Source organism: Paenibacillus phytorum, assembly GCF_013141715.1.
GTDB classification, from domain to species: domain Bacteria; phylum Bacillota; class Bacilli; order Paenibacillales; family NBRC-103111; genus Paenibacillus_E; species Paenibacillus_E phytorum.
This window is the reverse complement of sequence record NZ_WHOA01000037.1, coordinates 39,781-65,040: the sequence shown is the minus strand read 5'-3', so window position 1 is coordinate 65,040 and position 25,260 is coordinate 39,781. Positions and strand designations below refer to the sequence as shown.

Genomic DNA, 25,260 nt, shown 5'->3' with positions numbered 1-25,260 from the left:
GGCTACCGGTGATTCGTTCGGTGGCCTGTTGTGCTAAACGGACAGGAAACTTAGATATATTGAAAGATTCGGGGGAAGTAAAAATGGCACTAAGACTAGATGTTAAACAAATCATTAAAGATCTTAGCAAAACAGGTGTAATAGAATCAACTGCTATAGCTACTAATAAGATGAATGGGACCACGGAAGGACTCGTGTACACTCTGACAGTAAACGACGAACCCAAATATGTGCTGAAGCTGGATAGCCCTCAAAATATTTCCTTGGTAGAACAATTACAACTGACGTATAGAGAAAGTACTTTATTACCTAAACTTCTTTATACTGAACCTAACAAAGCGTTCATTGTATATTCATACATTACGGGTACAACCCATTATAATCGTGGTTCAAAAATAGATTGGCTAACAGCTATAGTCAAAGAACTTTTGAATCATTATGTAATTTATCAAAAAACAGACAAGTGGGGCTTCTGGTTGGAAGATCCATGTCAAACTTGGCGTGAATTTATTGATCAGGGTGTGGAATATGCTCGAATTAATGTTGGGAGTCTATTACCTATTGAGGATTATAATAAAGTGAAATCATTTGTTGAAAACATATCGAAGGGAGAAGGGCAAGAACGGTATTTGCTTCACGGCGATTGTGGTGTCCATAATTTCGTGTTTGATAAAAAAGCATTAACTGGAGTCATTGATCCCTCACCGATTGTCGGACCCGTGCTATATGATTTTATGTATGCTTTTTGCTCCTCACCTGACGATTTGAACTTGGAAACTTTATTTCAAGCATACTCTTTACTAATTCATGACCCTATAGAAAGATCAAGGCTTATAGAAGAAGTGATTATTCAACTTTATTGTCGCATCGGGATTTGCTTAAAACATCATCCACATGATTTATCGGATTACTTAAAAGCATGGGACTATTGGAAAGTCCGTTTACCTTAATGTAAGCCTACAGATATGGAGAATTATGATAAAATAGGTTTTTAATAAGGAGTCTTTTATGAATATATTAATCGCCGATGACGAACCCTTCATGATCAAGATTTTAAAGGCTTATTTTGAAAAAGAATCCTTTAATACCTTTCTAGCACAGGATGGTGAAGAGGCATTAGAGATTTTCTATACGAATAAAATTGATTTAGCGATTCTCGATTGGATGATGCCTAAGGTGAACGGTATACAGGTTTGCAAGGAAATTAAAAAACAAAGTAAAACGAAAGTACTATTGTTAACAGCAAAAGACGAGGCGGAAGATGAACTGATTGCCTTGCAATCGGGCGCTGATGAGTATGTGAGTAAGCCATTTGACCCGCGGGTATTGATTGTGAGAGCCAAAAAACTATTGCATATGGATACGCAAATTTTCATTGGCGATTTAAAAATAGATATGGAAGGTCAAAAGATTTTCAGAAATGACAAGGACTTGCAAGCTACCCATAAAGAGTTTCATATCATGAAATATTTGATTGAAAACAGAGGGATTATCATCTCTAGAAAAGCTTTGTTAGACGGTGTTTGGGGTTTTGATTACATTGGGGAAGAACGAACGGTGGATACGCATATCCGGAGGTTAAGGGAGAAAGTCGGCGATCATCGGATCAAGACTCATCGAGGAATGGGTTACAGTTTGGAAGAAACGAATGAATAAGTTAAATAAAAAGTTAATTTTGCGAATTTCACTGGTGTTTGTTATTGTTTCTATCTTTTCTTTTGGGATGAATACGTTCTTCTTATCCAAATATCTCTTGTACCAAAAGAAGCACGCGCTAGCTTTACTAACCGAACAACTTGGAATCATGGAAACTAGTCAGTTACTGCGCGATGTCGAAGTCATTGAAAATAAGCATGGTGTAACCATTGTATATACATCGATATTTGAAAAAAATGAGAACATAAATACGACCATTAGTGATAAATTGAACAAAAAAGGAATTACGCTGAGTAAATTCTGGATAACGGAAGAAAGTATTGCAAAACTTAATGAAAATAACATGGTTAGAAAAATATATAATCAAGAAAAATTGAAATCGAGCTTCCTCGTTACTTTTTTGAAAAAAGATACTTATATTTTCGTTGTAGGTGAATCGATATCGCATCCAACTGATACACTAGCCATCGTTAATCAGTTTAACGTATACGTCTATATCGGAGAGCTTCTGCTGTTGATTCTATTGTCAGGGCTATTTACGAAACAAATTGTTAGACCGCTGACCAAAATACAAGAAGCTGCAGAGGGGATTTCAAAGTTATCGTTCACAAAAGTTGATATTCAAACCGGTGATGAAATTGAGTCTTTAGCGATGAGTATGAATCAGATGAGTGATAAATTAAAGCAAGCACATCAAGCCATGGAAGAGAAAAATCAAAATTTACGCGACTTTATTGCCAATATCTCACATGAGTTGAAAACTCCGCTCTCTTTAATTAAAGCCTACACAATGGGAATCAAAGATGGCATGGACGATGGCACTTATTTGGATGTCATCGGGCAGCAAACGGATGATATTTCGGGTTTGATCAGCAAATTACTTGAGCTTTCCAAGCTGCAAACGGAACAATATCAGATAACACCCTTTGACTTCAGGCCTTTGTTTCATAAAATATTGCAGAAGCATCGTATTTCTATTCAGCAGCAGCATGTTGAAATTTCTGTGGATGACAGCTTGCTTCAAGATTCATGGGTATTGGCAGACGAGCAGAAGATTGAGATGGTGCTTAACAATTTTATTTCCAATGCTTTGAAATATACTTCCAATGGACAGATCCAGATTACGATCGGAAATAGGGGGAATGATCTGCTTTTCACGATTGCCAATGGAGTTGCAAATGGGGAGCCATCTCATTGGGATAACGTTTGGGAACCATTTTACGTTATGGAGAGCTCCCGCAATAAGCTGCTTAGCGGAACGGGTTTAGGCTTGTCGATTGCACGAACTATTTTGCAAAAACATAATTCACTGTTTGGACTCCATGTTCAGAATGGAGAAATTGAGTTTCATTTCTCGTTACCCGTGTGTAAGCAAGTTCAATAAGGCATTGCGACAAATCATGTTGCGATGTCTTTTTTTCGTTTTGTCATATTGATGTAACATACGGGTACTATGATTGCTCTTGTGATTCGGACAGATGACAGATCGGAGGTAGTATGCAATTAACTTCAATGTCTATTAGTCGACGAGATTTTCTGAAGAAGAGTGTTCAGGGGGCTTTGGGACTGTTTGGAGCTGCTGGTTTATCAGGCATTTATTCACATTGGATCGAACCCTACTGGATTGAAATCAAACATGTAGATGTTGTGCTCTCGAACCTCCCGTCAGCCTTTCACCAATTTCGAATTGTTCATTTTAGTGACTTACACCTAGGCTTCAACTCGAAACCAGAACATTTATCGGAATTGGTGGAGCGTGTTCGTCAAATAAAGCCAGATCTGATTTGCTTTACTGGAGATCTCGTGGATCGGTCGGTAACGGTCATTTCAGAAGCTGTAGCTGCGCTATCCCAGTTGCAAGCCCCCTTTGGACAGTATGCCGTTTTGGGCAATCATGATGCTTTTGGAAATCGGCGAGCTGTTACTCGTGGGTTATCACAAGCAGGATTCCAAGTACTGCATAACAAGCATGCTGCAGTTAGAAAGGGTAAGGATAAACTTTATGTAGCCGGCGTAGATGATCCTTGGGTCGGAACACCAGATATCGATGCAGCGTTACTTCACATACCTGAGAACTCTTGCACCATTCTCCTCGCACATGAACCAGACTTTGCCGAACAATATGGCCGATTTCCAGTAGATCTTCAATTGTCAGGACACAGTCATGGAGGACAAATCTGTATCCCTTTGATTGGGGCACTATACACGCCTCCTCATGGGAGCAAATATACAAACGGTTTGTATCAAATTCCAAATAGTCGATTACAGGTTTATACAACACGTGGTATTGGAATGACTCGAATTCCTTTACGTTTTAATTGCCGGCCAGAATTCACAGTAATGACGTTAAAGCGACAATCTTTGAAATAGTCAGGAGATGAATATAGTTATGCGAAATAAGTTTCGTATTTTAAGTTTAATCGTTGTTATTACGGTGGCTGTAGGTTTCTATGTGTACACCACCGCAGATCGAATAAAACTGGATCCGGTATCCGTTCAGCCCTCTTCTTCACCACAATTAGCCCCAAAAATGATGGATACTACTAAAATTGGGGGTTTGGATACCGCCGATGCCTCTCAAATAGAACCTTTACCGGACGAAAAACAGATAACAGGATCGCAAATAGATTTACTAACGAATGACATGACTGTTCGAATTGTCCCAAGTACCTGGGAGTTTAAGGTAGGAAAGTCTGGTAAGTCTTTGATAACGATTTCTCAAGCTCAACAAGCAATCAAGATTCAAAACTTGAAGCTGGGCAGTCGAAGCGCTAGTTGGGAAGTTCCTTCGGAGGGTTTAAAGGTACTTATTCAAGTTATTAATCAATCGGTAAAAGTTAAGGTGGAGTCAAACAAAGAAACATCCGTCACGTGGCCAGTTCTCGGAAAAGAGTTGAACAGCAAAGCCATGCTGCTTCCGCTCGCAGAAGGTCGTTACGTGCCAACAAAGGACAAGGAATGGATTCAATTCCTAACGGATAGCGGTGAATCTTCACTAAACGAAGCGTTTTCCATGCCTTTTTGGGGAGTGCAAGGTGATGACTATACGCTGACTTATCGAGTTGACAACCCGTTCAATGATTCGGTTTATTTTACGAACGATCATGATCAATTAGGGCTAGGTGTGAAGCATGATTTCACTGCCAAATCTGTTCGCCAGCCATATGGAGTAGCCATTTACTTGGGAATGGAGAATTTGAGTGAACCTGCAAAAATCTTTCGTCAAACCCTCATGGACAGGAAACAATTCGTAACACTGCAGGATAAAATCAAGCAAAATCCTGCTGTCCAGAAGCTGCTCGGAGCTGCTCATGTGTATATGTGGGGGAGCGGAAACTTATCTCCCGAGGATATTACGGATTGGGGTAAACTTGCCAAAATAATTGCCGACCAAGCCAAATCGAGCAGCCTTTCTCCTGGAAAACGAGTTTGGCAGCTGCTTGATAAAGATGGTCAGATTACGCTCTCAGCCATTGCTTCACAAAATTATGCCGATCAAGTTCAAAATATGTCCGTCACACGAAGCTTGAATGATGTACTGAGCAAGAGAGAGTTCTATCAGGAGGAAGCATGGAAGGACATCCATCTGGATCCGAACGTGCAGATATTGTTGAACAAGTCTGTTTCCACCTTAAATGAAACGGAACTCTACCAGCGAAATAACTTGTTGCTTTTCGATGCGTTTCCAGGAATATTTACACCAGTGGACTCCTGGGGGGATGGGATATCTACAAAAATGTTAAAACAATTTCAAACTGCTGGTTTGGACCGCCTTTGGTTGGGCTTATCCGATTGGCAGATGGCCTACAAACACCCTGAGTTTGTGAAACAAGCGGAATCGATGGGATATTTAGCAGGCACCTATGATTCCTACAACACGGTTCTGGATCCAGTTAACCCGGCAGATCCCTCTTTTACGACAGCCATTTTTGATCAGTGGTTGTATGATCATGGGGCTATCGTCAGTGCCAATGGAAAGAAAGTCCCCGGCTTCCAGAAGAAAGGCTATACGGCAAGTCCGCTTGTCACGATGACTTATATAGAAAAACGGTATTCGACCATTATGAATAATACGAAATTGAACTCATGGTTCGTTGACGCGGATGGCGACGGCCAATTGCACGAGGATTATTCATCCGATCATCCTGCAACTGAGCAAGACGATATGAATGCCAAAATCAAACGATTAAATTGGTTTGCTAATCAGCAGATGGTAGTGGGCACGGAAAAGGGTGAATGGTATACGGCTTCATCAGTGGCATTTGCTCACGGCATGACAACTCCGGCGCTCGGCGCCTGGATGGATAAAGACCTAGGAGATAAATCCTCCAAGTATTATCTCGGTTCTTACTGGCCTCCTGAGGGCCCAGATGTCTTTATCAAACCTGTACCACTAAAGCCAATCTTTGATAAAATTTATATCGATCCTCAGTTCCAATTTCCATTGTATGAGCTCGTCTATCACGATTCAGTGATTACTACACACCATTGGGGAATGGGAAGTTTAAAAGTTAGTGACAAGATCAAATCACGTTCGCTAACCGAATTGTTGTATACGGTACCTCCTTTATATCACTTGAATCTTAAAGCATGGGATCAGCAAAAAGAAACCATCGAGAAATATTACAATTTCTTTTCGCCGCTGCATAAGCAAGCTGCACTATTAGAAATGACGCAATTTGATTGGCTTTCTCCAGATCGTCTCGTGCAAAAAACTACTTTTGGGAATAAACTGGAAATCGTTGCGAATTATTCATCTCAGGCCTTTGCTTATACGAATGCGACCATTCCAACACAAAGCGTATGGATTCACTGGTTGGAAAGTGGCGAGAAGCAAATTTTCACACCGTAGTCAAGCAAAAACATCTGCAAGATATACTATTCAAAAGTGAGTTAATAAGAAGTGGCGATGACCCGAAGGTTATCGCCACTTCTCGTTATATCAAGCGTTGCTCGACGGCTGTAAATAGTCCAAAAAAACATTCTTCAACACTTGCAGTTGGACAGTCGTTCCAGTATTTTCTTTGAAAACAACTAGATTGTAGGACGTGGATACTTTTTTGGCGAAGCTTCCGAAAACGTTGATCAGGGTCATCAAGGTATCGTCGACGGAAATATCGTTGCGGATGGAGCCGTCGGTGCGGCCCTGTTCAATAATCGCTCTAAACAGTTGTTTATTACTCTCGAATACCGCATAGTATTCCTCCAGTAAATCTTCCTGCTCATAAGCCAGGGAAGCCCAGCTTTCAAAAGCTTCAATAAGCTGTATGTTCTCGCGATGCTCTTCCTTATGGAAGGATATGAACAGATCAAATAGATAGCCGAGCTTGTCCATGCAGGAACCGCTCATTTCGCTCACGGAGCGGAAGGCTTCCCATTGGGAAGCGATGATGGCGCTCGCAATCGCCACGATCAGCTTCTCTTTTTTAGAGTAGTACCGGAAAACGGTGGCGATGCCGAGCGGCACTTCATCCGCAATCTCCTGCATCGTTGTTTTATCAAAGCCTTTGCGGACAAACAGCTTTTTGGCTGCCGCCATAATGCTTTCCTCGCGCATCGATTTGATGCTGCGGCGTTCCTGCTCATATCTGATCTTTGCGTTCAATATTTCACTTCTCCGTCCTGCTTGATTGATTGTGTAGACATGCTAACAAACTTGATAGCATCTGTCAATTACTCTGCCAATCATTAGAAGTTGTGTGGGGATCAAGGTGGTGATATATTGTATATTATAGTGATAGTCTAACTATCATTAATTAATTTATGGAATCATTTAAGGAGGTTATTTAACATGTCTTTCAATGAAAAATGGACAATTGGCGAGCTTCTGGCTAACGAACAAGCGGCAGCAATTCTAGCCAAGCATCTGCCGGAATATGTTAGCGAGCCGACTTTCAAGATGGCGTCGATGCTTACACTCGATCAACTGGCGGCGATGCCCCAGGTAAGCTTGTCTGAGGATAGGCTGGGAGCTTTGAAAGCTGATTTGGCCTCGGTGGACATCGTTCAGTCTCCCGTCAAGCCGGTGTCGGCCGCGCCAAAGGCACAATCCGCAGGCTCATTATCGCACCAAGGCAAGGTTATCATCGTGACCGGAGCAGCCGGAGGAATTGGAAGAGCCAGCGCGCTTAAGCTGGCTGCTGGCGGAGCCAAGGTTACAATCGTTGATTTTAATGAGGAAGCTGGTCAGGAAACGCTGCGTTTGATCAAGGAACAAGGCGGAGAAGGCATCTTCGTGCAGGCGGATGTATCTAAAAGCGAGGATGTGCAGAGGTACATGAACCAAACGCTTGAGACGTATGGCAAAATCGATTGCCTATTCAACAATGCGGGAATTATCCAGAAGTTCTCACTGCTGCAGGATATTGACGAAGAGCATTTTGACCGGATTATGAATGTCAATCTCAAAGGTGTTTTTCTCGGCATGAAGTACGCTTTGAAGGTGATGGAGAAGCAAGGTTACGGCAATATCATTAATACCGCCTCCACGGCTGGCGTACGGGCGGAGCACAGTATTGCTGCGTATAGTGCAAGCAAGCATGGCGTAGTTGGACTGACCAAGGGAGCAGCGCTCGAATATGTGAAAAAGGGTATTAGGGTCAACGCGATATGTCCGGGCGGCGTGGCGACCGGACTTACGGCAAGTGTGCCGCAGCAGCTTCAGGAGAGTGGTTATGTGCCGGAGGAGTTCCCGAACATGCGGATGGGACGGTTTGCCGAGCCAGAGGAACTGGCGGAGGTCGTGTCGTTTCTCGCCTCTGACGCTTCAAGCTATATGACTGGCTCCATTATCCTGGTGGATGGTGGCTTGTCTCTGTAGGCGTTCAACATAAAAGCTGAAATCCGTACTTTAGCCGTTTTGACAGTTTAAGACCCCGCGTGTGAAAATAAGATAAGGTTAAATCTAAATATCTAAAAAGTGAGCGATTGCGATGTTGTATCGGCAAGATGAAGATACCGGACAATCGCATTGAACCCTCTTTATTAAAAAGGGCCCGTATGGAAGTGGATAACTTCCGTACGGGCCCTTTGTTTGTAGATAAGAAAGTATAAGTTTTATACTTTTGCTTCGCATCTACCTTGACAAACGCGCTCGTCCCAGGAGGACGACGGAGTCGTTTATCCTTGACAGATAAGCATTTATATGTTTTGGGGTGCTATGGATTTTGCTGAGCTGAGTGAGATTGTGGATACATGCTGTGGATGCATGTCTAATCTTTCGTTGATTGACCATATTTGTTTGGGTTTTGTTTTCTGGTTTTTGTTAGAAATGGAGAATTAGGAAGGCAGTTGCATAACGTTTGAATGATGTTGTAAAAAGTGTGTGAATTGTTGTAGAGAATACAACATTGGTAACTATTATATAGCCCATTTGCCCTCTCGACTAAGGCAGGCGTAAGCTGGTTATTTTTTGCTTGGCCTACTGATAATCATTTCCTGCAGGTCACATGCTCTTGAGCAGATAAACCCGGCCCCATCATGTCTTCGAAATCACGTAATGCTCAATTCCGTCTAGAATCCTTTCGAGACCGAAATCGAATTCATTCCCATAAAATTTCTCATTATCGTTTTCACTCTCTTCTTCAGCGGAATATCCCCCCGCTTGAACGACTGGCTGCAGATAAGGGAAGCGTTCAGCGGTAACCAGCTGTTTGAGCGTTGCACTATAGTCGACTCCAGGGACCGATCCCGTGTTAACGCCTGTCCGGATGGCCCGATCTATATCCCGTTTAAAAAAGCCGTAAACACGTGCTTGATTCGTTAATAAGACGACAATTGAGATTTTTTCCTGATGATTTAAAGGAAGTTCATTCATTATCTGCAAAGCCCAATCAACAATCCGCAGGTTGTTTGGCGTCATCGGGATACCCGAGACAGGGATATCGCAAAGCCAAGGATGGTCAAGGTAACAGCGGACAAGGGTCCGAACAAAATTGAACATATTTTCGCGCCAATGTGCAGATTCGCTTTCTGCCGAGATGAAGATATCGCATACGGCGTCCTGCATAAGAAGCACAAGATCATCCTTGCTTGGAACGTACCGGTAGATAGACATGGTCGTAAATCCCAAGGATGCAGCGACACGATTCATTGAAACGGCGGAAAGCCCGTCCTTATCAGCTATGGCAATGGCCGAATCAACGATTTGCTTCAGACTCATCTCCCGTTTCGGTCCTCTCTGGGGCGGTTTGACTAACCCCCAACTGAGAGCCACACCGCGCGGCAGACCTCCTTCAAATTCGTTATCCATAGAATCGCCCTCCTCCATTATTTCTGTTATAGAAAGTACAACGTTCAAAATAAAATCCGAATTTACCTAACTTAAACAATTCAGAAATTAAAGTCAAGATTCTTGCTTAGGTGGCATTTTCCCTCAGCAAAATTCCTATTGTATTTTAATTGTATGCGATATATACTGTTTATACAATACACAGTTTTGGGTGACGAATTTTATTTAACTTATTTTCAATAAAATAATAGGAGTGAGACGAATATGACACAAGCAAAACGAATTCTAATTTCCGGGGCTAGCGTTGCAGGGCCTATACTTGCCTACTGGCTGCACCGTTACGGTTTCGAAGTGACAATCGTGGAACGTGCTCCCGCACTACGTAAGGGCGGTTACGGAGTAGATATCCGCGGAGCGGCCATTTCAGTACTTGAGAAAATGGGCATTCTCGAACAAGTTCGTGCGGCAGATACACACATGACGGGCGTTTATTTTGTGAACAGCAGCGGCAAGATTGAAGGTCGATTGAGTGAGGCGAGTGTGGGGAATGAGCACGGCATGGACATCGAAATCATGCGCGACGATCTGGGTGACATTTTGTACAATCTAACTAAGGATAAGGCTAACTACATTTGGGGGGATTCAATTACCGCCATTCAAGAAACTGAAGCGGGTGCAGAGGTTCGATTTGCCCATAGCAAGCCGCAGATATTCGACTTGGTGATTGGCGCGGACGGTCTTCATTCCAACGTTCGAAGACTGACTTTTGGCGAAGAAGAACAGTTTAAACGTACGCTTGGCTGCTATATCGCGATCTTTACCACTGATAATTATCTCAATCTTGATCACAATCAGCAGTTATATACGATTCCCGGCAAAACGGTGGGCATATATAGCGCACGTGACAATACGGAGGCGAAAGGATTATTCATATTCAAATCGGGGACCTTAACGTACGACAGACATGATGCGGAAGAACAAAAAAATCTTGTCAACAGCGTCTTCGGTAACGAAATGGGCTGGGAAACACAGCACCTGCTGCATGCGATGAAAGACGCGCCAGATTTTTACTTTGATGAGATTTGCCAGATCCAAATGCCGACATGGTCCAAAGGTCGTGTTGCGCTCGTAGGTGATGCGGCATATTGCCCGTCCCCACTTTCCGGTCAAGGTACTAGCCTTGCGCTAGTCGGAGCCTATGTACTCGCCGGAGAGCTGAAGGCTGCTCAAGGTGATTACGCCAAAGCTTCTGCCCTCTACGAACAAGAGATGAGAACATTTGCGGAGAAGAACCAGAAGGTAGGACTTTTTGCAGCGGAAAGTATGGTCGAAAACTCACATTTCAAAATCTTGCTGCGCAATTGGATGTTGCGGGTGCCATTCCTGATGACCGTCATGTTTAAAATGGTTGTAAAAATGATTGCCAAAGCCGCTAAGGGGATCACATTAAAGGAATATGATTAGAAAAAACACTCGAAAATGGGGGATTCAATGTTCGAGGTATACAGCTGAAACCTCAAAAGGGTAGGTGTAATATTTTTAATGGCTTCCGCTTCGTCGTATTAGACGATAGAGGAAGCCATTTTTATGCCGCTTGATCGATTTTACACCTTATTGGGGTAGTAGTTATAAATAAATTAGAACGTACTTGCTACTTTAACAGCTTTTTCAAGCCCTGCGGCAATGATTTCTTCTGATTCATTAGGGAATTGGTTGTGACCTTCAATCACTACTGTCTCCATATCTTTTACACCGAAGAAGCCCATCATACTTGCTACATATTTAACAGCCATTTCCATTTCAGCTTTTGGTCCTTCAGAATATACACCGCCACTTGCGTTTAATAATGCAATTTTCTTATTTCCAATAAGACCTACTGGACCTTCCGGCGTATATTTAAATGTTTTGCCCGCGCGGTTTAGGTAATCAATATATGTGTGTAATACAGCAGGGATTGTTAAATTCCATAACGGGAAACCAAACACAACTTTATCAGCTGCAAGAAATTGATCTAAATATTTATCAGCAACAGCTACAGCCTTTGCTTCTTCTATTGTTAAATCAAGTCCTCTACTAGCCTTAAATGTACCGTTAATCATATCTACCCCTACATATGGCAAATCTTCATTGTATAAATCAAGCTCTGCCACTGTATCATTTGGATGTGATTCTTTATAGCTCGCTAAAAAAGCTTCATATAATTTCACACTAACCGCTTGTGCGGCTGGACGATTGTTTGCTTTTACAAATAAAACTGTTGTCATTTTCTGTTCCTCGATTTTATAATATTTTTTTAAAACTATACTCCATTTCTCCAGCTAGAGCTTCAGGTGTATCACCAGTTTCTCTGAAATCATGTGTATAAATTTGTTCAAACGGCCCAAAATTTATTTGCTTATAAAATTCAAAACAAGGGAATCCATCATGTGCACCTTGAATATCGACAATCCCATTTTTTTGGACATATACGGTTAATAAATAGTCAACGGTAGGTGCATATATATTTAATGGGTTGCTAGCACTTGCACTCATTTGAAACTTGACGCCATCAAAACTCCATAGAATATCTGTGCACAAAATACCGTCTGTACTAGCTTTTCCTGTTAGTTGATTAACGGAACCATCTGGAGTTGTGACTCTTTCTGTAGATATGCCAGTATTCGCATATGAGAAAATTTCATTTTTGTAAAAATCTACAACTACTTCTTGTTCAATTCTGGAACGCATAGTGTTTACAGCATAAGGGTTAAATTCACGTGAGTCACCTTCGAATTGGATTACGTTTCCGGTTTGAATATCTTTCCTTGGTTCTGTCCAGGACATAGGAATAAATACGCTTGCTCTAATTTTAACGATATTAGTCATGAGATACACCTCTGGTTTTATATCTAGATTGTCAATTTAAAACTGTATTCCATTTCTCCGGCTAGCGCTTCTGGAGTGTCACCAGTTTCTCTGAAATCATGTTTATAAATTAATTCAAATGGGCCAAAATCTGTTTGTTTATAAAATTCATAGCAGGGGAACCCATCATGGGAACCTTCAATTTGCGCCAGACCACTTTCGCTAACACGTAGAGTTAATGAATAGTCAGCCGCAGGTGCTGCTGTATTTAAAGGGTTACTGGCACTTGCCCTCATTTCAAAAGAAACTTCATCAGAGCGCCACACAATATTAGTACATATAATGTTTATTGTCTCTGCTTTTCCTTTTTTATAATCAATAGAACCATCTGGATTTGTGACTTTCACAGTTACGATACAAGCATTTTCATGTGTAAAAATTTCTTTTTTATAAAAATCAATAATCACTTCTTGTTCTAATCTTGACCGCATTGTGTTTACAGCGTATGGTGTGAATTCACGTGCATCGCCAGCATATTCCAGTATTTTTCCTGTTGCAGAATCTTTAATAGGTTCCAACCAAGCATACGGTGCAAAGACACTTCCTCTAATTTTAACGATAGTAGCCATGAGAAACCTCCTTAATTTATTGATTTTTATTTCGGTGAATCCTATAGTCAACTTGATTGACTATGTTTGATATAGTACAATACGATTTAAATAAAGTCAACTTAATTGACTTTATTTAAGGAGGTATTTTGGATGAATCATCCCATATATAGTGAATTGGATCTTACATCACTTTTGTCATTATCCTTTAGTGCATTGATTGATGAACTACATGACAGATTGAGCGAATTAGGGTTTGGAGATATTAGACCTGCACATGGCTTTATGTTTAAATGTATCACTCCTAGTGGAGCAACAGGTATAGAACTAGCTGAGTTTTTAGGCATTACAAAGCAGGCTGTAAGTAAAATGGTGGATTATCTTGAGAATAGTGGTTATGTAATACGACAAAATCATCCCACTGATAAAAGGGGGAAAATTATTGTTTTGTCCGAACGAGGTTGGTCAGTAGTGAAAGCAAAAGAGAAGATACTAACTGAGATTGAGGGACGCTGGATTGAAAATATAGGTATCGAACGAATGCATATGCTCAAAGAAGATTTAACAAAATTAGTTCATATAGCAAATGAAGGTAAATTATCATCGAGGACAAGACCTGTTTGGTAAATATATAGTCTATGAAGGTAATCAATTAAAGTATCTATGTATAACTCAAACATTAAGCAGTGGCTATACCTGGGGCTTAATGTTTTTATTTATAGAAAGGAGCAGGCGCCGCGGCGACCTGCTCCTAATTTGTGATGTATCTTAATAAGCGGTCCAGCCAGCATCGGCCGTTACAACTGTTCCGTTTACGAAGCTTGCATCATCGGAGGCGAGGAATAATGCCACTTTTGCGATCTCTTCCGGCTCGCCTGCGCGTGGGTTGAGGTTGATGCCGGCCATCGCTCTTTCCATACCGAATGGGTTCGGGCTTGTGATGGATGTGCCAATGTTGGTATTGACGCCACCTGGCGCAATGGCATTACAGCGGATGCCTTTAGGCGCATATTGGAAACCGACGTTTTTCGTAAGACCGACGACCGCGTGCTTCGCAGCTGTATAAGCCGCACCGGCACGGGAGCCCATCAAGCCGCCTGCGGAAGCGATGTTAACGATGACACCTCTTTGTTTCTCCAGATAGATCGGAATAACTTTGCGGATCGTTCTCATCGGGCCCGTTGTATTGATTGCGAAGACACGTTCCCACAGCTCGTCCGTCAGGTCTCCGGCTGGTACGAAGTTGTCCATAATGCCGGCGTTGTTAACGAGAATATCTACTGTTCCGTACTTCTCGACGGTTGTATTAATAAGCAATTGGACGTCATCTTCATTAGCGACGTTAGCCGCAATTGCGAAAGCAGTGCCGCCTTTGGTGGTAATCCCGTCCACAACGGCTTGCGCGGCTTCAACGCGAAGGTCGGACACAGCAACTTTCGCCCCTTCTGCAGCATACAATTCCGCGATGGCTTTTCCCATGCCTGAAGCGGCACCAGTAACAACAGCAACTTTTCCGGATAATCTCATGACGAAATCCCTCCATCGTTTTCTTATTATTTAACTCATTTGATAAATCATCCCGGCTGTTCCTAAAAGATAATTAACACATGTTCAATAGAGAACATCCGTTACTTCGAGTATAATGAAGTATTGAAAGGGATTACAATCAGTAAAAATGATAAGTTTGTCAGGTAACGAACAACTCGGCTAATTTTGTTTAATAAGTCGTAAAGAAAGGAATAACAGGCATGACCGACAAAGGGGAAAAAACGGACCGCCGCATCGTCCGCAGCCGGGCGGCCTTACGGCATGCGCTGCTGACGCTAATGGCGGACAAGCCGTTCAAGGCGATATCCATTACGGAAATCGTGGAGTTTGCGAATTATAACCGCGGGACGTTCTATTCCAATTATGAAAGCAAGGATACACTGCTTGACGATATTATTTCCGACCTGATCGAGAAATTATTGCTCTCCTTCCGCGCACCGTACGAGAAGGTAGAGTTCTTCCACGTCGATCAGCTCAAGGCGCATTCCGTTATGCTTTTCGAGCATATCTATGAGCATTCCACGATTTACACCGTGTTTATGAAGAGCGACATGCTAATGGCGCTCCGGGAGAAAATGTTCATCGCGCTGAAGAAGATTTCCACTGAGGAGCTTGTCTATACAAGAAAGGACATCGATGAAGAACTGTTGATTATTTATTCGCTTAATGCGTTGCTGGGGCTTATATTCCATTGGGTGGAGAGCGGTTTTAAGCATTCTCCGACTTACATGCAGGAGCAGTTGGTGAAAATCATCAACTATCATCCGACTGTTGCGAAGACCGCGATCAAAGGCTCGACGAAGAGGTAACGAATATGCCGTTAGAAAAAGAGCTGCTCAGCCGCGAGTAAACAGGCAGATTTGCTTTAAACAAGCTTATCCTAAGGGTAAGCTTGTTTTTGTGTACTTTATGTTTAAATCTTACTTTGAGCATTCGGATTAAATACGGATACAGGTAACGCTACCTCAGCTGTAACCTGTTATTCATTTTCCGTTCATATTCGATTCCTATACTGTAGTCATTACGAAGGAGGGAATCACAATGTTTCTAGCTATTCGAGAAATGAGGTTTGCTAAGGCACGGTATTCGTTGATCGCTACAATTATGGTGCTGGTTGCATTTCTTGTTATGTTCGTCACTGGGCTTGCACAGGGGCTTGCGTATGACAACGCCGCTTCTGTTAAGAATATGGATGCAACACATTTTGTCTTAGGACAAGACTCTAATCACCGTTTCACCCGATCCCAGGTCGATCAGAATCAGGTTGAAAAGACTGGCTTACTAGTAGGGAAAGAGAATGCAGAGCCACTTGGTCTGAAAATGACAACCGTTGTTCCATCAGGAGATACTGGGAAGATTGATGTTGCTTTGCTCGCCGTTAATCTCGATAGCTGGCTGGCGCCAACAGTAACAGAAGGTTCACCCATCTCGGATCAGACAAAAGGACATGTTCTTGTTGATCAAAAGCTGTCTAATTCTGGAGTCAAAATTGGCTCAATCATTGTAGATCAAGCTTCGGGAACAAAATGGACTGTAAGCGGATTTGTAAAAAACGAGTCATTCAGTCATGCTCCTGCTGTCTTTCTAAATAAGCAGGACTGGCTTAATCTTCAAGCGCAGACACTTACACGTCAAGGAACTGAATTAGCAGCAGACAGTAAAGTTTACAATGCAGTTGCCATTAAAGCCTCGAAAGAAAAAGTTAAGGAGCTTCAGTCCGCGCTGCCCAATACGGAAGTGATAACGAAGTCTGAGGCCGTATCTGGGATTCCTGGTTACAAAGAAGAGCAAGGTTCGCTTATGATGATGATTGTATTCTTATTTGTAATCTCTGCCTTTGTACTGGCTGTATTCTTTTATGTCATCACGATTCAGAAAACCAGTCAATTTGGTATATTGAAAGCCATCGGTACACGTACTGCCTATCTAGCTAGAAGTGTGACGCTGCAGGTGTTGGTCTTATCGGTCGGCAGTTTGGTCCTTAGCGTCCTATTGGTTCAATTGTTTGAGGCCGTATTGCCAAGTTCCATGCCATTTCAATTAGGCTTTTCCACCTTGGCACTTACTTGCCTGTCCTTTATAACAATGTCTTTGGCCGGTTCACTATTTTCGGTATGGAAAGTCGCCAAAATTGACGCTCTGGATGCGATTGGGAGGACAGCAGCATGAAAAACAGACTTGTATTACAGGAGATTACACGGACTTTTGAGGATGGCGGTATGGAAAGAACGATTTTGGATAAGCTAAACCTTGAGGTGGCCGAAGGTGAACTAGTCGCGGTAATGGGCCCTTCAGGCTCGGGCAAAAGTACGTTTCTGTCCATAGCAGGAGCACTTCTTGAACCAACGAGTGGGCATGTTCTACTCGATGGAGAATCCATTATCGGTAAAGACAAGCAAGCACTTTCTGATCTACGACTTCAAAAAATCGGATTTATTTTTCAAAGCGCTAACTTGATTCCGTACTTGAAAGTTGAAGAACAATTAGTTTTAGTAAGCAAGCTTGCCGGGATGGAAAAGGCGAAGGCAACCAAACGTGCTAAAGAGTTACTCGATAAGATGGGATTGTCTCATCGACGAACCGCATATCCTGATAAACTCTCAGGGGGGGAGCGTCAACGGGTAGCTATTGCAAGAGCCTTAATGAATGACCCAGCTGTCCTATTCGCAGATGAACCAACAGCAAGCTTAGATGCCTCACGAGGGCACGATATAGTGAGTATGATCGCGAAGCAAGTAAAGGATCAGCGAAAGAGCGCGGTTATGGTTACTCATGATGACCGAATACTGCCTCTTTGTGATCGAGTGCTTTTTCTTGAGAATGGAAAACTAATCGAAAAACAAAAAAGTAGTGCCCAAACCCACGTTTCAGTGTTAGTTTGACGAGTAGTGGAGCCACAATAATAGCAGCGGCAGTCTAAGACTTATTTTTGAGTCCTAGTCCGCCGCTGTTTCTTTTGTGGGGTCCAGTACATGATCAATGGCTCAGCGTATTAGGCAGGATAGTAGCCCTTTGTTCTAAGAAATAAAGGATTGACCATTAACTCTTTACCACTCATCCTACTAAAAGTATAATAGGCTTAGAACAAATGTTCTGGGATTGGAGTTGAGTACTAATGAGTATAAGTAATCGTGAGAATAAAGAGATAGCCAACGTAATGGCTAATGCCTTACTTAGCCAGCAATTTATTATTGTAAAGATTTATAATGAGGCTGGGGATGGGCAAATTACAGGTCTAATAACCAAAATTGATCAAGAGATTAGAAGAGTAAAGTTATCCCACGAAAATGGTACGGATTGGGTAGCATTTGACGATATTTTGAATGTAGAATTGGTGGAGTAGTACTTTTGCAAGGACAGTTCTAAAGGAAGGCATGCTGGGAAATCAGCATGTCTTTTTTTCTTTGGTTCGGTCTCAAGACGGAGTGTGATTTCATACCCGCGCTTGAATGAATAGCAGTGTCGTCATTATATAATGAAAACACTAGTATTATTCAACCTGGAGACTGGGTTGTAGGGGAGGGAAATGGATATGGTAAGTGTAAAAATAAATTCGAACGATTTGGATTCGTTTACCCATTCAACCGTAGTTTCGACGGACGGAACCACAATTGGCTACCAAAGTATAGGTAAGGGGCCGAGTCTCATTGTGATTCACGGGGCGCTTAGTACTTCGAATGATTTTACGAAGTTTGCCCAAGAATTATCGAATTCCTTTACAGTCCATGTTATGGATCGACGTGGGCGTGGAATGAGTGGACCGCTAGGGATTGACTACTCTATCCGTAAGGAGTGTGAGGATGTAAAAAGCGTACAAGAAGCAACGGGAGCAAACTATGTATTCGGTCATAGCTACGGTGGGCTTGTAACCTTGGAAGCTGCGCGAACAAATACGTTTAAGAAAATGGCCGTCTATGAACCTGGCGTTTCAATTAAGTCGATACCAACGGATTGGGATTGGCTGCCTGAATATGAAAATGACATGAATAAGAAAGATTTCAGGGGGGCGTTTGCCAGCTTTGTAAGGGGTTCAGGTCACACTCCCTTAAAACGGTTGCCGAAATGGTATGCAAAATTTATTTTACGTTTGGTGATACGCGGAAATCATTGGAATCAAATAGAAAATCTATTACCAGAAAATTTAATAGAGCACAGAGAAGTGAAACGCTTGGAATCCACTTTCCCTAATTACCAAATGATTGATGCGAATGTCCTATTAATTTCTGGGGGGAAGAGTCCAGATTCTGTACATCAAATGATTCGCGCATTGGATGAAACAATTTCACGAACACAAACGTTGATTTTACCAAATCTAGATCATCTCGCTCCGGACAACAAATACGCACCGGTAGAAGTGGCGCAGCATGTAAAGCGGTATTTTCTAAGTTGAACTTTGGTGCCTAAATCGACCATATTATTGTATAATCAAATAAACGTTTTGAAAGTGAGCTGAAAGCTGATGATGTGGTCACCATTATTTGAAAATGATGTACCTGCAGTTATTCTCCCTTAACGGTAGAATAACTACATCTCCGTTAAGGACAGGAAATGTCTTGAAAAAACGGAGGGTACAAAATGAGGAAAACCTTATTAGGTTCTTTATATTTATCACTCGCTGCTAGTATTTGGGGCGGGATGTATGTGGTGGTAAAAGTTGTGGTAGACGTTGTACCACCACTTGAATTAGTATGGCTTCGCTATGTTATTGCGATGTTTGCATTGCTAATTATTGGCGTTGTAACCAAACAATCATGGCGGATTGAAAAACGAGACTGGCTCTTAATTTTCATTATTGGGCTTGTTGGAAATACAATTTCTATCGTAACCCAAGAAGTGGGTACGATGCTCTCTAATGCACAAATGGGGGCCATTATTACTTCAACGACACCTGCATTTATGGTGCTGTTTGCGCGTATCCTTTTAAAAGAAAAAATTACTTTTAAAAAGGCTGTTTCTATTGTTTTAGCAACAATCGGCGTGTGTATTATTGTTGGAAATGCCCATATCGATTTCTCTCATCAACTTGGTGGCGTATCACTGCTTATTGCAGCACTAACTTGGTCACTTATGTCTGTTCTTATTAAACGAGTACCAGAGCAATATTCACCAATTGTCGTAACGAGCTATGCCACTCTTGTGGCAATCGCCTTACTAACGCCTTTTACAATAAGTCGATTAGATGAGCTCGATTTTCAAGCCATGATGCATCCATCTATTTGGGGTGGTCTTTTATTTTTGGGAATTATTTCGACTGCTTGTGGTTTCTTACTTTGGAATCGTGGACTGCAAATGCTTAACGCTTCAAGTGGTGGATTATTCTTCTTTTTCCAGCCTATTGTCGGTACTTTTTTAGGGTGGCTATTATTAGGCGAACAAGTTGGCCTGTCTTTTGGAATAGGTACCCTATTCATCTTTATTGGTGTACTGTTGGTCATTCGAAAAGAATAAGTATCAGAAAAAAAAGCTGATGGGTGTTATTTTGCCGATCAGCTTTTTTGAAAAATGCGAGCTGAAGCACAGAAAATACTTGCAGGAATATCGAAAGGGAGGAACCAACCTTGGTCAACGCCATCATAGAAGTGGACGGACTCGTCAAACGGTATGGGAAATTCACCGCGGTGAATGGCATACATTTCAAAGTGAGTGAAGGGGAAGTGTTCGGACTGCTCGGGCCAAATGGGGCGGGCAAAACGACAACGATGGAAATGATCGAAGGTCTGCGGCGACCGGATGAAGGGAGAGCACTTGTCGCAGGCTTCGATACGAAAAAAGATTTGAAAAAGGTCAAGGAAATCATTGGCGTCCAGCTCCAATCGACGTCACTGTTCGACCTGCTCCACGTTCACGAGATTATCCGTATGTACGCAAGTTTTTATCCAAGCTCAGTTCCGATTGAGCCGCTGCTCGACGATATGTTATTGCGCGAAAAAAAGAATGACCGCGTCAAAAACTTATCCGGCGGTCAGAAGCAGCGCCTCGCCATTGCGTTAGCACTCGTGAATGATCCAAAGGTGGTCTTTCTGGACGAGCCGACAACCGGACTCGATCCTCAAGCCCGGCGTACGTTGTGGGATATCGTCCTCCGCCTGAAAGAGCGCGGTAAGACTGTGGTGATCTCAACGCACTACATGGAAGAGGCTCATGTGCTTTGTGACCGCATCTGCCTCATGGATAAGGGACAAATCGTTGCACTGGACACGCCAGAGCAGCTCGTCCGCAGCCTGCAGTCAGACAGCGCTATCGAGTTTCGCTTGCCGGAGCAGATTCGAGAAGATGAGGCGCGAAAGCAGGAAGTGCTGACGCTAATCCAATCATTGCCTGATGTAAAGCAAGTTGACCAGCGTAAAGACACGTTTGTGCTGTACACGGATCATTTACAAAATACGCTGACTGCATTTGTACAACAAACTGCTGAGCAGAACATCAAGGTTTCTGATCTGCAAACGCGCACGGCAACGCTCGAGGACGTGTTCATCCACATGACGGGAAGGAGCCTGAGGGAAGAATGAAAGCGTATCGTCAATTGACCTTAGCCCAGCTACGACTATTTGGGCGAAATCGGCAAGTATTATTTTGGACGCTCGTTTTTCCAATCTTTTTCATGGTGATGCTGGGTTCATTCTTAGGAAAAGGGGACAGCACATCGCTCTCCGTCACCGTTATCGACCAAGACCAGACGACTGCGTCGAAGGCGCTTCTATCCTCTATGAAGCAGCTATCCATATTAAAATTAACGGAAAGCACAGATCTTGACACGGCAATGAAAGATCTTAAGCATGGCGATCGGCAGCTTGTCGTTGCTGTTCCAAAAGGGTATGAAGCTGCTGTGAGCGCTAAAAATGCCTCTATGGAAGGTTCCAAACTCACCGTCTACTACGACGAGACGAGCCAAACAACCAATCAGATCGGGCTCCCCATTATGTCTCAGATTGCCGATGGGATTAGCAAGCAGATCGTGGGTTACACCCCTGTCATCACGATTCAATCAGAGGCGGTCCAATCTCTTAACCTGAAGTATATCGACTTCCTCGTCCCAGGCATCGTTGCTATGATGATTATGAGTAACAATCTGAACGGCGTCGCCGGCCAAATCGCATCTTGGCGCGAGCGGGGTATCCTTCGGCGTCTTCAGAGTACGCCGCTCCAACCTCGGAGCTTCATTGCCGCACAAATCACGGCCCGACTGGTGTTGAACGGCGCACAGGCGATCATCGTGCTGCTAATCGGGAGCCTGATTTTCGGAACGCAGGTGAACGGTTCGTGGATACTTCTGCTCATGTTCGTGGTACTCGGGACACTGACGTTCATGTCGATCGGCTTTATCATCGCCGCGCTCGCCAAAACGCCGGAAAGCGCTGGCCCAATTGCCGGCTTCGTCTCCTTCCCACTTCTATTTCTAGGTGGCGTCTTCTTTCCGATCAAGAATATGCCTGACTGGCTGCAGCCCGTAGTCAAGTTGCTGCCGATCGCGCATCTGTCCACAGCACTGCGCCAAATCATGAATGTCGGAGCCTCACTTACCGACATGTGGCCTGAAGCCGCACTGCTTGGCGGCTGGATGCTTGTAGCCTTCATTATCGCCAGCCTAACATTTAAGTGGGAGTAACGGAAAATAATAGGCAGCCGGCCAGATTGGATCGGCTGCCTTTTTCTGCGTATCGTCTAGTCCGTAAATTTTTCATTGACTTCAATATGGGTTAAAAGTTATTATAATTGTGTTGTTACTTAAACGTTTAGGTACTTAAACGATTCAGTAAAATTATAGGGGGAATATGAATGTCCAAACGTTTGTTGATTACCTCAGTTATTGTTGTTCTTTTCAGCTTTTCATTTCTCGTTGGATGTACGAAAAAATCGACCCAGCCAGAGCAAGGTCATGTAGAACAAGGCAGCAATAAGCAAGGAGGAGCGAAACCAGAGGATGGAGCTGAGCTGCTCGTCTGGGAGTCAAAAGGTCCTGAGTTGGATTATTTGAAAGCGATCTCAGCAAGTTTTGAAAAAGAATATGGTGTTAAAGTGAAGGTGGAAGTCGTTCCTGCGATTGACTCTGTGAAGAAACTTACGACAGATGGTCCTGCTGGAATTGGGGCTGATGTGTTCTCTGCACCTCACGATCAATTAGGTAACGCCGTTACGGCAGGACTTGTTTTACAGAATGATATGTTTAACGAAAGCATGCGAAATGAATTTATGTCTTCGGCCATTGACGGGGTTAGCTACAAGGGAGTGTTATACGGGTTCCCGACGGCCATTGACACTTATGCTCTTTTTTACAATAAAAAATTGTTGGAAAAAGCTCCGAAAACTTACGAAGAAATCATGAAGTTTGCAGAAACCTATAATGATCCGAAAAACAAAAAGTACGCCTTTATGTGGGATGTACGCCAGTTGTACCAATCCTATTCGTTCCTTGCGGGTTACGGCGGCTATGTATTTGGCAAGAATGGTACGGATGCAACTGATATTGGTCTGAATAGTACCAAAGCGATCGAAGGGGCGAAGTTCTTTCAATCCTTAAAGAAAATACTTCCGTTAAACGTTAATGACATTAACGATAATATCATTACTGGCTTATTCCAAGAAGGGAAAACAGCCGCTGTCATCAACGGACCCTGGTTAATGGCAGGTTTGTCCAAAGTGAACTTCGAGTATGGCGTTGCTCCGCTGCCTCTTTTGCCTAATGGCGAACATCCGCAAAGCTTTTCAGGCATTAGAGGGCTGTATGTAAATTCGTATACCAAGTACCCGGTTGCCGCGAAAATGTTTGCTAGTTATGCAACAAGTAAAGAGAATTTAATTAATCGGTTTAAAATGACGACCCAACTGCCTCCAAGAAAAGATCTTATGAATGATCCGATTATTATGAATGACGCTAATGCATCGGCTTTCCTTGAACAAGCGAAATATTCGACGCCAATGCCGTCCATACCGGAGATGGGGAATGTTTGGGTGCCTGCAGGCGCTGCACTTGCTTCCATTTGGAACGACAATGGGGATCCGGCCACAGTCCTGAATAACGCGGTAGAACAAATCAAGACAGCAATGAAGACTAAGAAATAAGGCGGTCTTACGTATGGATTTGAAACAAGGCGCTCTTCGACATCGAACGATAGCCGCTATTTGCTCCACAATTTTTATTGGTCTAGGTCAACTTTATAACAAACAATATCTAAAAGGCTTCGTATTCATAATCTTGGCTCAATTGTTTTTCTGGAACTACTACCCCATTGCTTATAAAGGGATTATAAGCTTAATCACGTTAGGTGATGTGCCTACCCAAATCATCAATGGGAAAGTGGTTCATGGCGATCACTCCATTTTTATGTTAATAAACGGTCTCATTACACTAGTGGTTATCCTTTTGTTCTTAGGCTTCTATATAACTAACATTTATGACGCCAAGAAAAACGGGGGACTGAGGGATGAAGGAGACAGTGTCCCTGGATTCATGGATTCCGTTAGAAAAGCGAAGTTTAGAAATTTCCCTTATTTATTATTAATACCAGCTGCATTTTTTGTACTCTTTGTTACGATTATACCGCTCGTTTTTAATGTTTTGATTGCTTTTACGAACTATTCGGCTCCCGCCCATATTCCTGATCGATCCTTAGTGGATTGGGTAGGTGTTAGAACTTTTTATGATTTATTTGCACAAAAAGCATGGAGATTCACGTTCTTTGGCATATCCGTTTGGAATATCGTATGGGCTGTAGCCTCTACCTCATCTGTTTTTTTGAGCGGGTTAATACTGGCGTTGATGCTGAACCATCCTAAGATTAAATTCAAAAGATTTTGGAGAACCGTCTTTATCTTGCCTTGGGCAGTCCCGCAATTCATCTCTATATTGGTTTTCAGGGTTTTATTGAATGGTTCGTTTGGTCCCATTAATGATGTAATCGGTAAACTTGGATTTTCTCCGGTACCTTGGCTGTCCGATCCGACGATGGCGAAAGTTACGATTATTCTTGTTAATTTATGGTTTTCGACGCCGTTCCTTATGGCGCTGATGTCGGGGGTTTTAACGACAATGCCGCGCGACCTTTACGAAGCAGCCGAAGTTGATGGCGCCTCAGGAAAGCAAAAGTTTGTCAAGATCACTCTTCCGCTTGTATTACTGGCTACCGCACCCATATTAATTATGCAATTTGCCTTTAATTTCAATAACTTCAATTTGATTTATCTGCTTACGGATGGCAAACCAGATAGTCCTAACTATTATTACGCGGGAAGCACGGATATTCTCATTTCATGGATCTTTAAGATGACGCTTAATCAAAGTCAATTTAATATGGCTTCCGCAGTGTCTATCATTATGTTTATCTTTATTGCGATGTTCTCCTTATGGAATTACAAGCGGATGAAGTCAGTCTAGGA

24 protein-coding genes are annotated in these 25,260 nt (G+C 42.7%); 18 read left to right on the top strand and 6 right to left on the bottom strand.

What is annotated here, in order from left to right:
• The first annotated feature begins 8 nt into the window (after positions 1-8).
• The 5 genes from GC098_RS06110 to GC098_RS06090 all read left to right on the top strand — a co-directional run bounded on the left by GC098_RS06110 (position 9) and on the right by GC098_RS06090 (position 6,508).
• A complete protein-coding gene (locus GC098_RS06110; protein ID WP_312879996.1) occupies positions 9-950 on the top strand; it encodes a phosphotransferase in 942 nt (313 codons plus the stop codon).
• Between the two features lie 58 nt (positions 951-1,008).
• The gene (locus tag GC098_RS06105; protein ID WP_171641942.1) at positions 1,009-1,656 is read left to right on the top strand and encodes a response regulator transcription factor; all 648 of its coding nucleotides are present in this window, start codon (positions 1,009-1,011) and stop codon (positions 1,654-1,656) included.
• Positions 1,649-3,040 (top strand): sensor histidine kinase, encoded by a 1,392-nt coding sequence (locus GC098_RS06100; protein WP_171641941.1) that lies wholly within the window; start codon positions 1,649-1,651, stop codon positions 3,038-3,040. The genes GC098_RS06105 and GC098_RS06100 overlap by 8 nt, the downstream gene beginning before the upstream one ends.
• 128 nt (positions 3,041-3,168) lie before the next feature.
• Complete coding sequence (locus GC098_RS06095) at positions 3,169-4,026, top strand: metallophosphoesterase (RefSeq protein WP_171641939.1); 858 nt, start codon at positions 3,169-3,171, stop codon at positions 4,024-4,026.
• Positions 4,027-4,045: 19 nt separating this feature from the next.
• Entirely contained in the window at positions 4,046-6,508 is a 2,463-nt protein-coding gene (locus GC098_RS06090) for a glycoside hydrolase (protein WP_171641937.1), read from the top strand.
• Positions 6,509-6,598: 90 nt separating this feature from the next.
• Here GC098_RS06090 and GC098_RS06085 read toward each other — a convergent pair whose 3' ends face one another.
• Complete coding sequence (locus GC098_RS06085) at positions 6,599-7,261, bottom strand: TetR/AcrR family transcriptional regulator (protein WP_171641935.1); 663 nt, start codon at positions 7,259-7,261, stop codon at positions 6,599-6,601.
• Between the two features lie 477 nt (positions 7,262-7,738).
• On the opposite strand from GC098_RS06085, the gene GC098_RS06080 reads away from it, so the two are divergent.
• A complete protein-coding gene (locus GC098_RS06080; protein ID WP_376773842.1) occupies positions 7,739-8,476 on the top strand; it encodes an SDR family NAD(P)-dependent oxidoreductase in 738 nt (245 codons plus the stop codon).
• A gap of 657 nt (positions 8,477-9,133) precedes the next feature.
• Here the strand turns inward: GC098_RS06080 and GC098_RS06075 are convergent.
• Positions 9,134-9,907, bottom strand: a complete 774-nt coding sequence (locus GC098_RS06075) for a TetR/AcrR family transcriptional regulator (RefSeq protein WP_246358450.1) — start codon at positions 9,905-9,907, stop codon at positions 9,134-9,136.
• A 243-nt stretch (positions 9,908-10,150) separates the two neighbouring features.
• Here GC098_RS06075 and GC098_RS06070 point away from each other — a divergent pair, with 243 nt between their 5' ends.
• On the top strand, positions 10,151-11,350 hold the full coding sequence (locus GC098_RS06070; protein ID WP_171641931.1) for an FAD-dependent monooxygenase: 1,200 nt from the start codon (positions 10,151-10,153) through the stop codon (positions 11,348-11,350).
• A gap of 173 nt (positions 11,351-11,523) precedes the next feature.
• Here the strand turns inward: GC098_RS06070 and GC098_RS06065 are convergent, their stop codons facing one another.
• The 3 genes from GC098_RS06065 to GC098_RS06055 are packed head-to-tail and all read right to left on the bottom strand — an operon-like array spanning position 11,524 to position 13,359.
• Positions 11,524-12,150 carry an FMN-dependent NADH-azoreductase gene (locus tag GC098_RS06065; RefSeq protein ID WP_171641929.1) on the bottom strand — a complete coding sequence of 209 codons (627 nt, stop codon included), beginning with the start codon at positions 12,148-12,150 and terminating at the stop codon, positions 11,524-11,526.
• Positions 12,151-12,166: 16 nt separating this feature from the next.
• Positions 12,167-12,751: a DUF3238 domain-containing protein gene (locus GC098_RS06060; protein WP_171641927.1), complete on the bottom strand. Its 585-nt coding sequence runs from the start codon at positions 12,749-12,751 to the stop codon at positions 12,167-12,169.
• Between the two features lie 23 nt (positions 12,752-12,774).
• The gene (locus GC098_RS06055; RefSeq protein ID WP_171641925.1) at positions 12,775-13,359 is read right to left on the bottom strand and encodes a DUF3238 domain-containing protein; all 585 of its coding nucleotides are present in this window, start codon (positions 13,357-13,359) and stop codon (positions 12,775-12,777) included.
• Positions 13,360-13,491: 132 nt separating this feature from the next.
• Between GC098_RS06055 and GC098_RS06050 the strand changes: the two genes are divergently transcribed.
• A complete protein-coding gene (locus GC098_RS06050; protein WP_171641924.1) occupies positions 13,492-13,965 on the top strand; it encodes a MarR family winged helix-turn-helix transcriptional regulator in 474 nt (157 codons plus the stop codon).
• A 141-nt stretch (positions 13,966-14,106) separates the two neighbouring features.
• On the opposite strand, the gene GC098_RS06045 is transcribed toward GC098_RS06050, so the two are convergent.
• Positions 14,107-14,865: an SDR family oxidoreductase gene (locus GC098_RS06045; protein WP_171641922.1), complete on the bottom strand. Its 759-nt coding sequence runs from the start codon at positions 14,863-14,865 to the stop codon at positions 14,107-14,109.
• Positions 14,866-15,086: 221 nt separating this feature from the next.
• Between GC098_RS06045 and GC098_RS06040 the strand changes: the two genes are divergently transcribed.
• From GC098_RS06040 to GC098_RS05995, 10 genes are all read left to right on the top strand, one after another.
• Positions 15,087-15,695: a TetR/AcrR family transcriptional regulator gene (locus tag GC098_RS06040; RefSeq protein WP_171641920.1), complete on the top strand. Its 609-nt coding sequence runs from the start codon at positions 15,087-15,089 to the stop codon at positions 15,693-15,695.
• A 232-nt stretch (positions 15,696-15,927) separates the two neighbouring features.
• The gene (locus GC098_RS06035) at positions 15,928-17,055 is read left to right on the top strand and encodes an ABC transporter permease (RefSeq protein ID WP_171641918.1); all 1,128 of its coding nucleotides are present in this window, start codon (positions 15,928-15,930) and stop codon (positions 17,053-17,055) included.
• Positions 17,052-17,768: an ABC transporter ATP-binding protein gene (locus tag GC098_RS06030; protein ID WP_171641915.1), complete on the top strand. Its 717-nt coding sequence runs from the start codon at positions 17,052-17,054 to the stop codon at positions 17,766-17,768. Before GC098_RS06035 ends, GC098_RS06030 begins: the two co-directional genes overlap by 4 nt.
• Before the next feature lie 233 nt (positions 17,769-18,001).
• Entirely contained in the window at positions 18,002-18,229 is a 228-nt protein-coding gene (locus GC098_RS06025; protein WP_171641913.1) for a YolD-like family protein, read from the top strand.
• A gap of 189 nt (positions 18,230-18,418) precedes the next feature.
• Positions 18,419-19,276 carry an alpha/beta fold hydrolase gene (locus tag GC098_RS06020; protein WP_171641911.1) on the top strand — a complete coding sequence of 286 codons (858 nt, stop codon included), beginning with the start codon at positions 18,419-18,421 and terminating at the stop codon, positions 19,274-19,276.
• Between the two features lie 185 nt (positions 19,277-19,461).
• Entirely contained in the window at positions 19,462-20,334 is an 873-nt protein-coding gene (locus GC098_RS06015) for a DMT family transporter (RefSeq protein ID WP_171641909.1), read from the top strand.
• 110 nt (positions 20,335-20,444) lie between these two features.
• Entirely contained in the window at positions 20,445-21,395 is a 951-nt protein-coding gene (locus tag GC098_RS06010; RefSeq protein ID WP_171641907.1) for an ABC transporter ATP-binding protein, read from the top strand.
• Positions 21,392-22,492 (top strand): ABC transporter permease, encoded by a 1,101-nt coding sequence (locus GC098_RS06005; RefSeq protein ID WP_171641905.1) that lies wholly within the window; start codon positions 21,392-21,394, stop codon positions 22,490-22,492. Before GC098_RS06010 ends, GC098_RS06005 begins: the two co-directional genes overlap by 4 nt.
• A 170-nt stretch (positions 22,493-22,662) precedes the next feature.
• Entirely contained in the window at positions 22,663-23,946 is a 1,284-nt protein-coding gene (locus GC098_RS06000; RefSeq protein WP_171641903.1) for a sugar ABC transporter substrate-binding protein, read from the top strand.
• A 13-nt stretch (positions 23,947-23,959) separates the two neighbouring features.
• Complete coding sequence (locus tag GC098_RS05995) at positions 23,960-25,258, top strand: sugar ABC transporter permease (protein ID WP_171641901.1); 1,299 nt, start codon at positions 23,960-23,962, stop codon at positions 25,256-25,258.
• Positions 25,259-25,260 lie beyond the last annotated feature (2 nt).